The organism is Lutimaribacter pacificus (genome assembly GCF_900142185.1).
GTDB lineage: Bacteria > Pseudomonadota > Alphaproteobacteria > Rhodobacterales > Rhodobacteraceae > Lutimaribacter > Lutimaribacter pacificus.
In genome coordinates, this window is record NZ_FQZZ01000014.1 from 28313 (window position 1) to 41771 (window position 13459).

Sequence of the window (13459 nt, forward strand, 5' to 3'; positions counted from 1 at the left end):
GGGCCATGTCCCGCGAGAAATTTCACGGCCGCGCTTCCGAGATCAGATAGGTGCAGCGGCGCCCGCCGTCGACGATGTGCTCCACCCGCTCGACCGACGTGCCCTTGCCAAGGATGCTTTTGAAAACTGCCTTTTCGGCGCGGCAGAAGCCCTGGCAAAAGGTTGCGGCGGCACAGATCGGGCAATGGTTTTCAATCAGCCGGAACGCGCCGTCCCCGGTTTCTTCGACCGTGGCCATGTACCCTTCGATACTGCGCAGTTCGGCCAGTTTTGTCACGCGGTCCTGCAAATCGGTGCACTCGGCCATCGCGGCCTTGTACCGGGTCTCGGTACCCGCCTCGCGCGCGGCGATGATCTGGTCCAGCGCATCCGGGCCCAGCACATCCGAGATGCTGCGCAGGATCTCGACGCTCAGCGCGGCATGGGTGTCGGGAAACCGTGCCTGCCCCGCCTGCGTCAGATGCCAGTGAACCGCCGGACGCCCGCGCCCCGCGCTGCGGCGCTCTTCGGTGACCAGCCCGTCCTCGAGCAGTTTCAAAAGCTGTTGCCGCGCCGCCTCGCCCGTGATCTGCAGCATCTCGCCTACCTGCCCCGAGGTCAGCGCACCATGCATCTTGAGCACCATCAAAATGCGTTCCGAAGGGGCTCGCGGCGACCATGCAGTTTTTTCCAAGTCATCGCTTGACATATTGTCCCCGATGTTTTTCAAAGCATCTACTTGTTTTAATATCGAGGTGAGGCGCACTGTGCAAGTGTCCGCTCACAAGGAGATGAAAATGACCTTCAACCTTCCCTCACTGAACTACGCACATTCGGCCCTGGCCGAACGCGGCATGAGCCAGGAAACCCTTGAACTGCACCATGACAAACACCACCAGGCCTATGTGACCGCCCTGAACGGTTTTGTCGACGCCAATGCCGACCTTCAGGGCAAGTCTCTGGAAGAGATCATTGCCCTGACCTATGGCGACAGCGACCGCGCGCCGGTCTTCAACAATGCCGGCCAGCATTGGAACCACGTCCATTTCTGGAACGCGCTTTCGCCCGCGGGCGGCGGCATCCCCGGCGCTCTCGAAACGAAGCTGGTCGCCGATTTCGGATCGGTCGATGCGTTCAAAGAGGCGTTCAAGGCCGCGGCCATCGGTCAGTTCGGTTCGGGCTGGGCCTGGCTGATCCAGAAATCCGACGGCAGCCTGACCGTGACCAAGACCCCCAACGGGGTGAACCCGCTGGCCACCGGCGAGGGCACCGCCCTGCTGGGCCTCGACGTCTGGGAACACAGCTATTATGTCGATTTCCGCAACCGGCGCCCGGATTACGTGACCAACTTCCTCGACAACCTGGCGAATTACGAATTCGCCGAAGCGAACCTTTCCTGACAGGACACCGCCCGCCGCGATCATCCGTGGCGGGCGGGCAACGCGCGACTGGATGCCGGAATGACCTATGTCGTCACTGAGAACTGTATCGCCTGCAAACACATGGATTGCGTCGAGGTCTGCCCCGTGGATTGCTTTTACGAAGGCGAGAACATGCTGGTGATCCATCCCGACGAATGCATCGACTGCGGCGTGTGCGAACCGGAATGCCCCGTTGACGCGATCCGCCCCGATACCGAGCCCGAGGCAGACCGCTGGGTTGATTTCAACCGGAAATACGCCGAAATGTGGCCTGTCATAACCCAGATCGGTGTGCCGCCGGAAAACGCGAAAGAGATGGACGGCGTGCCCGACAAGCTGGAAAAGTTCTTTTCACCCAGACCGGGGAGTGGATCATGAGTGTCGATCCCAGCAAATTGACCGCCGCATCGGGGCTGAAGCTGGACCCGGCCTTTCGCAGCGATGTCGCCATCGCGGATTTCCGTGATGCCATGGCCTCGCTGGCCGCGACCGCCTGCCTTGTGACGGCGCGGGACGACGAGCGCCGCCTGGGCCGCACGGTGACGGCCGCCTTTTCCCTGAGCGCGGAACCGCCGGCAATCATGGTCTCTATCGACAGGCGCGCGGCGCTGGCCGATGCGATCCGCCGGCGCCGGGGCTTTTCCTTTGCCCTGATGTCCACGGCCCAGCGGGACGTGGCCGACGCCTTTGCCGGCAAGGTGCCTGCCGAGGGCCGGTTCGAGCATGGCGAATGGCAGGACTGGCCTTCGGGTCATCCAAGGCTTGGCGGGGCGGTCGCCGCGATGGATTGCGCCGTGATCGGCGAGATCGAGCTTGGCGGCCATGTGCTTTTCGTCGGCGGGCTGAGGGAAATCGCCCTCAACCGCGAGGCGATGCCGCTGGTCTGGCATCACCGCCAATACAACGCCATCCACCCGCTCTGATGCGCGGGTATCCGATCAAACCGGCCTTCGTGGCCTGACGACGCAGCGCATGGCATGATAAACAGGCCAGGAAAGGCACGCACATGAAACGATTTTCCCTTCGGAACCTTTTTGCCTGGCTTCTGGCCGCCTTCTTCGTGATCGGCGGCACGATGAACATCTTTGCAACCGAACAAATCCTCGCCGATTACGACCGCTGGGGATATCCGGGCTGGTTTCACTATCTGACCGGGACGCTGGAATGGGCATCGGCGATCCTGATGATCTTTCCGGCCACACGGCTTGCCGGCAGCGCCCTGGCTGGCTGCGTGATGCTGGGCGCCGCCGCCACGGTTCTTTCGCACGGGGAATATGGCCATGCCGTGCCGCCGCTGGTGGTTCTGGCCCTCGTGTGCCTGAACCTCTGGCTGACATGGCGCGCACGGAATACGGCCTGACATCACCGCCCCGGCAGGAAGGCACAGCCATCGGGCCGCTACTGCACCGCGCCGGGCCTTGCCTTTCCGTGTGAACCCGCCACCGGGACAGGCCCGCATTCTTCATGGCGCGGCGGGCCCTTGCGCATGATCAGCCATGCCGCGCCCAGAAGATCGGGAATACCGACAAGGCCGCGCCTGAGATTGCTGTATTTCGACTGGCCGCCCTGACGTTCCCGATGCGTCACATCGACAGTTTCGACCCGCCACCCCTCGCGGAGCATCATCGCGGGCATGAAGCGATGGATGTGGTCGAACCACGGCAGATCCAGATACGCCTCGCGGCGAAAAGCCTTCAGCCCGCACCCGCTGTCGCGGATGTTGTCCCTGAGCAAGGCGCCGCGCAACCCGTTGGCAAAGCGCGAGGCAAATCGCTTCGCCACGGTATCGCGCCGCAGGATGCGCTGCCCCTGCACCAGGCCCAGCGCGCAGACCTCGGGGGCGGTGCTGCGAAAGGGGGCCAGCAGGGCGGGAATCTGGTCGGGCGGGTTCTGGCCATCGCCGTCCAGCGTCACGATCAGGCGGCCATGGGCAAAGCGAACCCCCTTGCGGATGGACGCCGACTGTCCGGCGGACACCTTGTTGTGCAGCGGGATCAGCCAGTTGCAGCGCGCCGCCAGTTCCCTGAGTTTTGCATCAGTGCCGTCCGTGGACCCGTCATCGACGACGATCACCTCGAAGTTTTCGCCGCTGAGCACCGCGCCGACCTCTTCGATCAAGGGGGCGATGGCGACGACCTCGTCCTTTGCGGGGATGACGATACTGATCATGTTCGGATCGCTCATGTCTGGCCTTCCTTTCCGTCGGATATGGCAGTGCGATAGATGCCGTAGCGGCGGTCGCGGAAATTCACGACCTTCCAGGGGTCTTCGGGCAGGCGGAACCGCTCCAGCCGCGTGACGAAGACCCCGCCCGGATGATCCGCCTGCCAGGCCCGGACCTCGTCGGTGGTGTAGAGAACCGTAATGGGCCGGGTGGCGCGGGCGGCAAAGTTGAACTCGGCGTGATAGGTGCCATCGCCATAAACGGCGAAGCCTTGGGCCTCATGGGCTGCGGCGACCTGCCCGATCACGCGCGCATCATAGGCGTTATAAACCCCCGTGAACCGGACAGTCAGGCCCAGACAAAGGACCAATCCGAGCGACAGGATGGCCCCACCCCGCAGGGGTGATGTGCTGAGCGCAAGGCCGCAGATCGCAAGAAGGCCCAGACCGACCGCGAGAAGCGCGAGCTTCGGCTCGAGCAACGCGGTCAGCCCGAAGGTGTCGATCACGCCAAGACCCGCGAGCCCGAAAACTACGCCCAGAAGCGCGACCGGCAGCGCCGCCAGCCAGACACGATGCACGCCCTCACCGGGCAAGACCCGCGCTACCAGCAAGGCCATGGCGGGGAGTTCCGGCACCAGGTAGTGCAGTTGCTTGCCGTCTATAAGGCTGAACAGCGCGAAAGCCGGAACAACCCAGCACAGGATCAGACGCAGCCCCGGCCCCGACCAGCCGGCGCGCAGCGAGGCACGCCAGATTTGCGGCATCCAGATCCATGGGAAAAGCAGCAGCGGCAGGGCCAGCAGGTACCAGTAGATCGGGCGCGAATGCGCGAAGGACTGAGTGATACGCCCCGCGCTCTGCTTCCACAGGATCGCGTTTCTGTATTCTTCCCCACCCTGTATGATGGCGGGCAAAAGCCACAGCAGAACGATGGCCAGCCCCGCAAGGATCGCAATCCCGATCCCCGCTCCAAGCTGCCCGGCCGTAACCGGCCCCGCCTCTTCTGCCATTTGCCGCCCCCAGACCGGCATCAACACCGCGACCGGCAGCAGGTGGATGAAGATGACCGGCCCCTTGGCCAGCGTGCCCAGCGCAAGGCCAAAGCCGAAAACCAGCCAGAACTGCCAGCGCGAGCTGCGCGCAACGGCAACAAGGCTCATGACACCGACAAGCACCGCCACCGTCAGGGCCGCATCGAACATCAGCGACCCGCCGAAAACCACAAAGGCAAAGCTGCCCGCCAGCGCCCAGGCCGCGCGCCCCGCGATCCCGGTTTCGCCCGGCCAGATCCGTTGCGCCAGCCGCGCGGTCAGGAAGATCGCCAGAAGTGCAAAGGCCGGACCGACCACGCGCGCGCCAACCTCTGAAACGCCGAACATCGCCCAGACCAGGTTGATGCTCCAGAACAGGAGGGGCGGCTTGTGGGTATAAAGCGCGAAATTCTTGGTCGGCACGAAATGATCGCCCGACTGGAACATCTCCCACGCGACCGCGATGTACCGTGTTTCATCGACGGGCAGCAAAGGGCGCAGGAATATCCCGGCCAGCGCGACGATGGCAAACAGCGCCAGCGCCCCCCCGGTACGCGACGCTGTCGTCATGCTGCCTTTTCCCGTGCCGAGCGCGCCAGCAGCATCAGGTTCCGCAGGTAGATGAAAAGACCCATACCCTGCCCCAGGATGAACACCGGGTCCTGCCGGTAGAGCGCATAGGTCAGCAGCGTCAGACCGCCGGCCAGCGACAGCCACCAGAAGGCGACCGGCACCACGCTTTCGCGGCGGCGTTCGCTTGCCAGCCACTGAACCAGAAAGCGGGATGTGAACAGGAGTTGCCCCGCGAATCCGACTACGATCCAGAATGTATCCGACATCGGCCTGTGTCCTTCTGCGTCTGCCCGTGATTTCCTGTGCGTATGGCAGTGGACACTTACGCGAACCTGACGGATCGCTTATAAGAGCCGGGAATTTTCGGGCGTGCGAGGCGCGATGCGGCTTTTGGTGATCGAGGACGAGACTGGCCTGGGCAGGGCCGTGTGCGAACATCTGCGCAACGCCGGACATGCGGCGGACCTTGTCGGCGATCTGGAATCGGCGCAGGTGGCCGTTGCCACGACGCATTACGATCTCTTGCTTCTCGATCTCGGGCTGCCGGATGGCGATGGCATCGGATTTCTGCGGGCGCTGCGTCGCGGCGGTTTTTCTCCGCCCATCCTCATCACCACGGCCCGCGACCGGATCACCCAGCGGATCGAGGGGCTGAAAGCCGGCGCCGACGACTATCTCGTCAAGCCGTTCGATCTGGACGAGTTGCTGGCCCGGATCGAGGTGAACCTGAACCGTGCCAACATGACCGTCACGACCATGCGCGAATTCGGCGCGATTTCGATCGACACCAGCACGAAGCGCGTTGTCCTGAACGGCGCGGCCGTCGATATGACCCGGCGGGAATGGAGCCTTGTCGACCGTCTGTCATCGCGGCCAGCGCGCGTCTTTTCCAAGGCCGAACTTGAGGATTCGCTGTACGGTCACGGTTTTGAGGTCGAAAGCAACTCGATCGAGGCCATCGTCAGCAGGGTCCGCGCCAAGCTTGGGAAAAGCGCGATCGTGACGGTGCGCGGGCTGGGATACCGGATGGGCGGGGCCTGACGCGATGAGAGCGGGCAGCCTGTCACGCCGGATCGCCGCGCTGACCACCATCGGCTTTGCCGTGGTGGTGTTTCTTGCGGTTTTCGTGATGGCCGCCGTTCTGCGCGAGGAAGCGAACGAACAGCGTGACGAGGTATTGCGCGAACTGGCCCCCTTCGTGGCGGCCATGTTCTCGGATCTGGACGGGCAGCCCGAAACGCCGGATCGCCTGATGAACGGCGGCATCGTGGCACGACTGGGTGGCCATCTTCCGTTCTTCGGCATCGCGCTTGTCGCGGGGGATGGCGCGGTTCTGCTCAACTGGCAACTGCCTGACAGGCTGCCCGATCCGCGGCAGGTCGGCACCGACACGTTCTGGCAGTCCGATACGCACCGTTTCTACATCGGCGCGGCCGATGGGGACGGACGGGTCATCATACTCGGGGACGGTTTCGAGGAACGCCGCGAAGCCTATTCCGAAAGCCTGATCGCCTTCGTCGGGCCGATGCTGCCCCTGATACTGATCGCGTTTCTGCTGGTCCGCTGGATTTCGCGTGCCTCATTGCGCCCGCTTGAGGATCTGCGCGCAGAAATCGCACAACGCGACCGTGGAGCGCTGAACCCGATCGACGGCAGCCGTATGCCGCAGGAACTGCGCCCGATGGTGACCACGCTCAACGGATTCATGTCGCGACTTCTGACGGCACTGGCCGCCGAGCGCCAGTTCGCCGCGAACGCCGCGCACGAGCTGCGCACCCCTCTTGCGCTTGCCCTCGCCCGGCTACAGAGGATTGAGGCGGAAGGCGGCAATGCCCACCCCGGGCAGATCGCCGAGTTGCGTGACGCCATCAAACGCATGACCCGCACGGTCGAACGGCTGCTGCAACTCGCCCGGGCCGAAACCGGGCCGGACCAGGATGGGACGACATGTGACATGGGCGAGGTTCTGGGGCTTCTGGCGCAGGAGCGGTCGATACAGGCGAACGAGGGCCGCCTGGTGCTGCATCTGCCCGATATCCCGGTCATCGCCCGGATCGGCGCGGACGATTTCGCAATCATCGCGGCAAACCTGCTGGATAATGCGCTGCGCTACGCGCCGTCCGGGGCCCGGATCGCCATTTCGCTCGACACGGACGGCACCCTGTCCATCGCCAATCCCGGCCCGGTGATCCCCGCAGACGATCTGCCCGGCCTGACCGCCCGCCACAAACGCCGCGACACGCGTGGCGGCGGGCTTGGCCTGGGGCTCTATATTGCCGATACACTGGCCCGCAAAGCCGGCGGAGACCTGTCCCTGCACTCGCCCGTGCGCGGCCAGCCGGACGGGGTCGAGGCGGTTCTGAACCTGCCGGTCTGTACGCCCGAGGATGCGTGAAACAGGGTAAACGCCTTGTATGTGCGTGCCCGATTTGCGAGCATACCGTTTCATGACAGCCAAGATCGGCTTGGAGCCTCGAACCGACATTTCAAGTTAAACGCAACAGAGGGCACGCAGGGCCGCGATCGGGCGATCCGACGGCTGTGGCCAGCGTTTTATGGCACCGCCCCTTAGCCTTGGGTTCGGCCGCTTGATGCACCTCCAGGGTACGTGCATCTTGAACATTCCAGTCATTTAAGTTAGTAAGCGATCACTAACTAATGGTGAAAACCCGTGTCAGGAACCCGCAAACCCGCCGAGGATCGCAAGACCGAGATCGTGGATACGACCTTGCGGTTGCTGGCGAAAACTCCAATCGAAAAGCTCTCGACCTCGCATATCGCAAGGGAAATCGGGATCACTCAGGCCGCGATCTTTCGGCATTTCCCGACCAAAGCTGCACTCTGGGGTGCGGTTCTGGAAACGGTCGAGGCGCGTGCGATCGCGGCATGGGATACCGCGACGGGGGTATCCCCCGAACCGATGGCGCGGCTGCGCGCCACAATGCGGGCACAGCTCTCGCTGATTGCCGAATGCCCGGCTATCCCTGTACTCATCTTCAGTGCCGGACGGATCACCGCCGAAATGGCCATTCATCCGATTCATCTGCGGATCGTTCAGGGGCTTCGGATGCGAATACTCGATCCCCTGCGCGCCGCCGCCAGCCGAGAAATTTCCACGCCTTCCCCCGAGGATGGCAGCGACCTTTTCCTCGGCCTGTTGCAGGGCATCGTTTTTCGCTGGCGACTGACCGATGGTGGCTTCGACCTTGTTGCGGAAGGGATGCGGCTTGTGGATATCCAGATCGCACTGATGACAGGCTCAACGAACGGACAGAGGACATGAAACGCTCTCGTATCCTCCGCCTGCTGCCACCGCTGGCCGTGGGATTGGGCATTGCCGCTTGGCTGATCGCCGGTTCGGAGCCCCCCGTGCGGGTGGACGGCGGGGTGCGATCCGTCACCGCCAGGACGCAGATCGTCGAACCCCGGCAAGTGTCCCCGATGCTGCGGGGCTACGGCACGGTGCGGCCGGCCCGCAGCTGGCAATCCGTGGCCGAGGTTGCAGGAGCGGTAACCTACAGGCACCCGGACCTGGAAACCGGTAAGATCATCCCGGCGGGAACCCGGGTGCTGACCATCGACCCGACCCGTCATGAATTTGCACTTCGCCAGGCCGAGGCGGATCTGGCCACCCTTGCGGCCGAACTGAACCAGCTTTCCGTCGAGGCCGGGAACACCGATCGCATACTGGCCATTGAGCGGGAAAGGCTTGACCTGGCCGAGACCGATCTTGAGCGAATACGTGCATTGGTCGGGCGCGGAGCAGCGCCCCAAAGCCGGCTGGACGAGCAGGAACGCGCGACCTTGCAGCTTCGCCGCACCGTGCAGGAGCTTGCAAACACGTTGGACCTTCTCCCGGTGCGACAGGCCCGGCTCAAGGCACAGATCGCACGGGCCGAGGCCGCCCTCGACCGCGCGAAACGTGATCTGGCATCGACACATATCGAGACCCCTTTCGCTGTCCGTATCGGCAAGGTCCATGTGGAGCTTCACCAATTCGTAACGGCGGGTGGTGCCTTGATAACGGCGGACGGCATAGACCGCGCCGAAGTCACGGCACAGATTCCGATCGAGGCTTTTCCCCGACTCGTCGGTGCCGTCACGGATGGAATCGACCTCGAAACCACCGACCAGGAAGCAGTGTTCGCCCGGGTAGACGCCAGGCTGCGGCTTGTTTCCGATCAGGGTCAGGTCTGGCAGGGACGGGTGATCCGCATCGAAAACGCACTCGATCCGCAGGCACGTTCAGTACCCGTCGTCATAGGGATCGAAGCACCCTATGAGGGCGCGCACCCGCCGATGCGCTTGCCGCTGGTACCCAACATGTATGTCGAGGTCGTGCTGTCGGGGCCGCCGGGGCCGCCGGAAATCACCGTTCCCGCCAACGCAGTTCATGATGGCGACACGGTATATCTGCGTGACGACCAGGGGCTTCTGTCTTTCCGGCACATCGAAATCGGCTGGCGTCAGGACGGAATCGTCGCGGTTACGGCAGGGCTCGCACCCGGCGACGAAGTGATCCTCGACGATATAGTGCCGGCGCTGCCTGGTTTGCGCGTCGTTCCGGCAAAGACCACGCCATGATCGGCTGGTTCGCCCGTCACCCGACCGCGGCAAACCTGCTTCTGGTCCTGATAGCCACGGCCGGGATCATGGCCGCACCTTCGCTGAAGCGGGAAACTTTTCCCGATTTCCGCGCCACCGAGGCCGAAATCACCGTGGTCTACCGGGGCGCGGCGGCAACCGAGGTCGAAGACGCAATCTGCCGTCGTATCTGGGACGCGGTCGAAGCCGTCGAGCATCTTGAGGAGCTGACCTGCACCGCCCAGGACAACGCCGGTCGCGCGATCGCCACGATGGCAGCGGGCGGCGAGGCCGGCCGCTTCGTGAACGACCTGCGCACGGAGGTAACGGCAATCGACGACTTCCCCGACGGGTCGGACCCGCCGATTGTACGCCAGTTGCATCGTACCGATATGGTCGCCTCGGTCGCGGTATCGGGTGACATGTCGGTATCGCAGCTCGACCGCTACGCGGCCCTGCTCGAAGACAGGCTCTCGGCGCTGCCCGATGTTGCGAGCGTGATCAGGACCGGCATCGGCGAACGGCAGTTCAGGATCAGCATATCGCGGGCGGTGCTGTTTCAGCACGGGCTGACGGCGTCGGGTCTGGCCGCCCGTATCGGAGCACAGAGCATCGACCGCCCGCTCGGCACGCTCGAAACGCCGGATCAGGAAATCGCCCTGCGCTTCACCGACGAACGCCGCACACAGGCGGCGCTGTCGGACATTGTCGTGGTGTCGAAACCCAACGGTGCCGAGCTGAAACTCGGCCAGATCGCGCATATCGAGGAACATTTCAGCCCGGAGGAAGAGCGCGCACTTCTGGATGGGCGCCGCGCGATCTTCCTGCAAGTGAACAAGTCCCTCGGGGCCGATTCCCTGCGGGTCTTCGACCGTGTGAGCGATCTCGTAGCCGCCGAGCGGGCAACACTGCCCGGTTCGGTTCATATCGGGATCGTTCAGGACATGACCTCGATCGTGCGCGACCGTCTGGCCATGCTGGTAAAGAACGGCGCAATCGGACTTATACTCGTCGTCGCGGTCATGAGCCTCTTCTTCCGACCGGGATATGCCATCTGGGCGGCGATGGGCCTGCCGGTTGCATTCCTCGGGGCGTTCGTCGTCATGGCGCTGACGGGATTGTCCCTGAACATGATCACGCTTGTGGCACTGCTGATGGCGATCGGGATCGTCATGGACGATTCTATCGTGATCTCGGACGCCATCGCCGATGCCGCGGCAAGCGGGGCGTCACGGCGCGATGCGGCAATCGAGGGAACCATGCGCGTACTGCCCGGCGTGCTTTCTTCCTTTGCGACGACCGTGGCGATCTTCGCACCGCTTTCGTTTCTTTCCGGCGAGCTTGGCGCCGTGCTCGAGGTGCTGCCCATCGTCCTGATCGCGGCGCTCACCGCCAGCTTGATAGAAGCCTTCTGGGTCCTGCCCCACCACCTTTCCCACAGTCTCAGGGTCGCGGAAACAAAAGCCTCTGCTGCCCGCAGACGCTTCGAACGCGGTTTCGCTTCGCTACGCGACGGCGGGCTTGGACGGCTTGTCGATGGGGCGGTCGCGTGGCGCTACCTCGTGGCCGGAACGACCGTTGCGATGCTGATCGTGACCGTGGCGCTGCTACGGGGCGGCTATGTCCAGCGCGAAGCGCTGCCCGAAATCGACAGCGATGTGCTGGAAGCGCGCATCCTGATGCCGCAGGGCACTCCGCTCGGCCGGACGGCTGAGGTGGCAGAGCATGTCGTCACCGCGCTCGAGCAGGCAAACGCCCGGCTGACACCGGCTCAACCGGATGGCGCGGCACTGGTGCAGGCGGTTCAGGTCTTTTTCAACCGCAACGTCACCGCCGGGGAAAGCGGATCGCATGTCGCCACGATCTCGGCCGATCTTCTCGGGGCCGAAAGCCGGTCGACCACACTCGACGAACTGATTGCCGCCTGGCGGACAGGCATAGGCTCCGTGCCCGGCGCCATCTCGGTCACACTGACCGAACCGGGGATCGGGCCACAGGGGCGCGCGGTGGAAATCCGTCTTTCGGGCGCGGATCTGGACCGGCTCGAAGGCGCCGCGAATCGGCTGCTTGCGGAACTCGAAACCTATGCGGGGGTCTACAACACGATACACGATCTGCGCCCCGGCAGGCCCGAGTTGCGCCTTTCCCTGGCGGCGGGTGCCTCTGCATCGGGGCTGACGGCGGCAGAGGTTGCCACCCAGATCGGCACAGCGTATCTGGGTGGCATTGTCACCACTGTTCAGGACGGCGATATCGCGCACGAGATCGAGCTGGAGCAGGCCGCCCGCGACAGGGCATCCTATGAAGATCTCGCCACATTCGAGATTCTTCTCGCCGACGGGACACCCATACCCCTCACAACTGTCGCCACCATCGAGGAGACCCGGAACTGGGGCACCGTTACCCATGTGAACGGACGGCGCACGGTCACGGTTCAGGCCGACGTGGACGGCCGGATCGGAAACGCCGACGCGATCGTCTCGGAACTCGCCGAAGGGTTCCTCCCCGGGCTTGCCGCAGAATTCCCCGGCCTGTCTGCCGAAATCGGTGGCCAGAATGCAAATTCTGCGGAAACCGTGGGTTCCATCATTCGCGGTTTCCTGATCGGGCTGGTGGGAATCTACGTGATACTCTCGTTCCAGTTCCACAGCTACGTCGAGCCTGTGATCGTGATGCTCACGATTCCGCTGGCGCTTGTGGGTGTGGTTCTGGGGCACATGGTTATGGCCTATAACATCTCGATGCCTTCGATCATGGGCGCGGCCTCTCTGGCGGGGATCGTGGTCAACAATGCGATCCTGCTGGTTCAGGTCATCAAAAGACACACCGGCGAAGGGATGGGCGGTGCGCAAGCGGCAGGCCTGGCCAGCCGAGAGCGTTTCCGCCCCATCCTCGTATCCGTTTCGACAACGATGATGGGGATGGTGCCCCTTCTGGCGGAAACAAGCACCCAGGCCCAGACCGTAAAGCCTTTGGTGATTTCGGTCGTTTTTGGATTGTTGTCCGCCTCGGTCCTGGTGTTGATCGTGTTGCCGGCATTCTATGCCATTCTCGACGATATGGGTCTGACCGCGAAGAAACGTCCGGCCGGCCCCGTTGAACCGAATCTGCCCGCCTAATCCCGGTGGTATGACATAAAGTCTCGGGAAAATTTCGGCGATGCCCGTCGGCACTGGCCCGAATGACGGCGCACCGGCCCGCTTTCCGGCAAGAAACGGACGTCGTGCGGGAACAGCAAAAATCCGCGCCTTCAGGGGTTTGGCGAAAAATTCCCACGGTTGACTTTTGTCATGTTGTATCCGGGTAGCGGTAGATAGGGGATAGGTATGCGTCACCGGTTGCCCGATATCCTTCATACAGCGTTTTTTGCGCTCGCACTGATATTCGCCGGTGTGTTCAGCGCTTTTGCCGAGGGTGCGACCGCGCTCGGTCATCATGGCGTCACCACCATGGTGATATGCGGCGACGAGACCCGCACGGTGACAATCGACCGTTCCGGCAAGCCGGTAGAGCCGTCCCGATCCTCCGTATGTTCGCTCTGCCCGGACTGCATCCTTCATGCCGCCGCCATGCCCGCGGCATCGGACCTTTGGGTACGCCCGATCCGGTTCGCACATGGCATCACGCCCCGCATCTTCGCCATTCGCAACGCGGATGTCACGGCACGGTGGCATCCTGCCCGCGGCCCACCGAACAAGACCTGAC

At 63.6% G+C, this 13459-nt stretch carries 14 protein-coding genes; 10 read left to right on the top strand and 4 right to left on the bottom strand.

Translation table 11 applies throughout. From position 1 onward, the window contains the following. Positions 1 to 22 precede the first annotated feature (22 nt). Positions 23 to 625: a helix-turn-helix transcriptional regulator gene (locus F3H87_RS20480; RefSeq protein ID WP_262974992.1), complete on the bottom strand. Its 603-nt coding sequence runs from the start codon at positions 623 to 625 to the stop codon at positions 23 to 25. A gap of 151 nt (positions 626 to 776) precedes the next feature. Here F3H87_RS20480 and F3H87_RS20485 point away from each other — a divergent pair, with 151 nt between their 5' ends. The 4 genes from F3H87_RS20485 (at position 777) to F3H87_RS20500 (ending at position 2760) form a co-directional block, all read left to right on the top strand. Further along, entirely contained in the window at positions 777 to 1379 is a 603-nt protein-coding gene (locus F3H87_RS20485) for a superoxide dismutase (protein WP_149789733.1), read from the top strand. 60 nt (positions 1380 to 1439) lie between these two features. Next, positions 1440 to 1778, top strand: coding sequence for a ferredoxin FdxA (gene fdxA, locus F3H87_RS20490; RefSeq protein WP_149789732.1), 339 nt, complete (start codon positions 1440 to 1442; stop codon positions 1776 to 1778). Then, entirely contained in the window at positions 1775 to 2323 is a 549-nt protein-coding gene (locus F3H87_RS20495; protein WP_149789731.1) for a flavin reductase family protein, read from the top strand. The genes fdxA and F3H87_RS20495 overlap by 4 nt, the downstream gene beginning before the upstream one ends. Before the next feature lie 83 nt (positions 2324 to 2406). Further along, a complete protein-coding gene (locus F3H87_RS20500) occupies positions 2407 to 2760 on the top strand; it encodes a DoxX family protein (RefSeq protein ID WP_149789730.1) in 354 nt (117 codons plus the stop codon). Positions 2761 to 2798: 38 nt separating this feature from the next. Here F3H87_RS20500 and F3H87_RS20505 read toward each other — a convergent pair whose 3' ends face one another. From F3H87_RS20505 to F3H87_RS20515, 3 genes are read right to left on the bottom strand one after another with little or no spacing between them, the layout of a single operon-like run. Beyond that, on the bottom strand, positions 2799 to 3584 hold the full coding sequence (locus F3H87_RS20505; protein WP_149789729.1) for a glycosyltransferase family 2 protein: 786 nt from the start codon (positions 3582 to 3584) through the stop codon (positions 2799 to 2801). Further along, complete coding sequence (locus F3H87_RS20510; RefSeq protein ID WP_149789728.1) at positions 3581 to 5167, bottom strand: ArnT family glycosyltransferase; 1587 nt, start codon at positions 5165 to 5167, stop codon at positions 3581 to 3583. Before F3H87_RS20510 ends, F3H87_RS20505 begins: the two co-directional genes overlap by 4 nt. Next, the gene (locus tag F3H87_RS20515; RefSeq protein WP_149789727.1) at positions 5164 to 5436 is read right to left on the bottom strand and encodes a lipid-A-disaccharide synthase N-terminal domain-containing protein; all 273 of its coding nucleotides are present in this window, start codon (positions 5434 to 5436) and stop codon (positions 5164 to 5166) included. Before F3H87_RS20515 ends, F3H87_RS20510 begins: the two co-directional genes overlap by 4 nt. Before the next feature lie 103 nt (positions 5437 to 5539). Here F3H87_RS20515 and F3H87_RS20520 point away from each other — a divergent pair, with 103 nt between their 5' ends. The 6 genes from F3H87_RS20520 to F3H87_RS20545 all read left to right on the top strand — a co-directional run bounded on the left by F3H87_RS20520 (position 5540) and on the right by F3H87_RS20545 (position 13458). Continuing rightward, positions 5540 to 6211, top strand: coding sequence for a response regulator transcription factor (locus F3H87_RS20520; RefSeq protein ID WP_317511741.1), 672 nt, complete (start codon positions 5540 to 5542; stop codon positions 6209 to 6211). Between the two features lie 4 nt (positions 6212 to 6215). Continuing rightward, the gene (locus F3H87_RS20525) at positions 6216 to 7565 is read left to right on the top strand and encodes an ATP-binding protein (RefSeq protein WP_149789726.1); all 1350 of its coding nucleotides are present in this window, start codon (positions 6216 to 6218) and stop codon (positions 7563 to 7565) included. Between the two features lie 276 nt (positions 7566 to 7841). Beyond that, positions 7842 to 8453: a TetR/AcrR family transcriptional regulator gene (locus F3H87_RS20530; protein ID WP_149789725.1), complete on the top strand. Its 612-nt coding sequence runs from the start codon at positions 7842 to 7844 to the stop codon at positions 8451 to 8453. Next, entirely contained in the window at positions 8450 to 9754 is a 1305-nt protein-coding gene (locus F3H87_RS20535) for an efflux RND transporter periplasmic adaptor subunit (protein WP_149789724.1), read from the top strand. The genes F3H87_RS20530 and F3H87_RS20535 overlap by 4 nt, the downstream gene beginning before the upstream one ends. Continuing rightward, complete coding sequence (locus F3H87_RS20540) at positions 9751 to 12873, top strand: efflux RND transporter permease subunit (RefSeq protein WP_149789723.1); 3123 nt, start codon at positions 9751 to 9753, stop codon at positions 12871 to 12873. The genes F3H87_RS20535 and F3H87_RS20540 overlap by 4 nt, the downstream gene beginning before the upstream one ends. A 207-nt stretch (positions 12874 to 13080) precedes the next feature. Continuing rightward, a complete protein-coding gene (locus F3H87_RS20545) occupies positions 13081 to 13458 on the top strand; it encodes a hypothetical protein (protein WP_149789722.1) in 378 nt (125 codons plus the stop codon). The last annotated feature ends 1 nt before the right edge of the window (position 13459 follow it).

What these genes read in the sequence shown, in the direction of transcription:
- F3H87_RS20480 (WP_262974992.1), bottom strand. Translation starts at nt 625, where the DNA reads ATGGTGCTCAAGATGCATGGTGCGCTGACCTCGGGGCAGGTAGGCGAG.
- F3H87_RS20485 (WP_149789733.1), top strand. Translation starts at nt 777, where the DNA reads ATGACCTTCAACCTTCCCTCACTGAACTACGCACATTCGGCCCTGGCC.
- fdxA (WP_149789732.1), top strand. Translation starts at nt 1,440, where the DNA reads ATGACCTATGTCGTCACTGAGAACTGTATCGCCTGCAAACACATGGAT.
- F3H87_RS20495 (WP_149789731.1), top strand. Translation starts at nt 1,775, where the DNA reads ATGAGTGTCGATCCCAGCAAATTGACCGCCGCATCGGGGCTGAAGCTG.
- F3H87_RS20500 (WP_149789730.1), top strand. Translation starts at nt 2,407, where the DNA reads ATGAAACGATTTTCCCTTCGGAACCTTTTTGCCTGGCTTCTGGCCGCC.
- F3H87_RS20505 (WP_149789729.1), bottom strand. Translation starts at nt 3,584, where the DNA reads ATGAGCGATCCGAACATGATCAGTATCGTCATCCCCGCAAAGGACGAG.
- F3H87_RS20510 (WP_149789728.1), bottom strand. Translation starts at nt 5,167, where the DNA reads ATGACGACAGCGTCGCGTACCGGGGGGGCGCTGGCGCTGTTTGCCATC.
- F3H87_RS20515 (WP_149789727.1), bottom strand. Translation starts at nt 5,436, where the DNA reads ATGTCGGATACATTCTGGATCGTAGTCGGATTCGCGGGGCAACTCCTG.
- F3H87_RS20525 (WP_149789726.1), top strand. Translation starts at nt 6,216, where the DNA reads ATGAGAGCGGGCAGCCTGTCACGCCGGATCGCCGCGCTGACCACCATC.
- F3H87_RS20535 (WP_149789724.1), top strand. Translation starts at nt 8,450, where the DNA reads ATGAAACGCTCTCGTATCCTCCGCCTGCTGCCACCGCTGGCCGTGGGA.
- F3H87_RS20540 (WP_149789723.1), top strand. Translation starts at nt 9,751, where the DNA reads ATGATCGGCTGGTTCGCCCGTCACCCGACCGCGGCAAACCTGCTTCTG.
- F3H87_RS20545 (WP_149789722.1), top strand. Translation starts at nt 13,081, where the DNA reads ATGCGTCACCGGTTGCCCGATATCCTTCATACAGCGTTTTTTGCGCTC.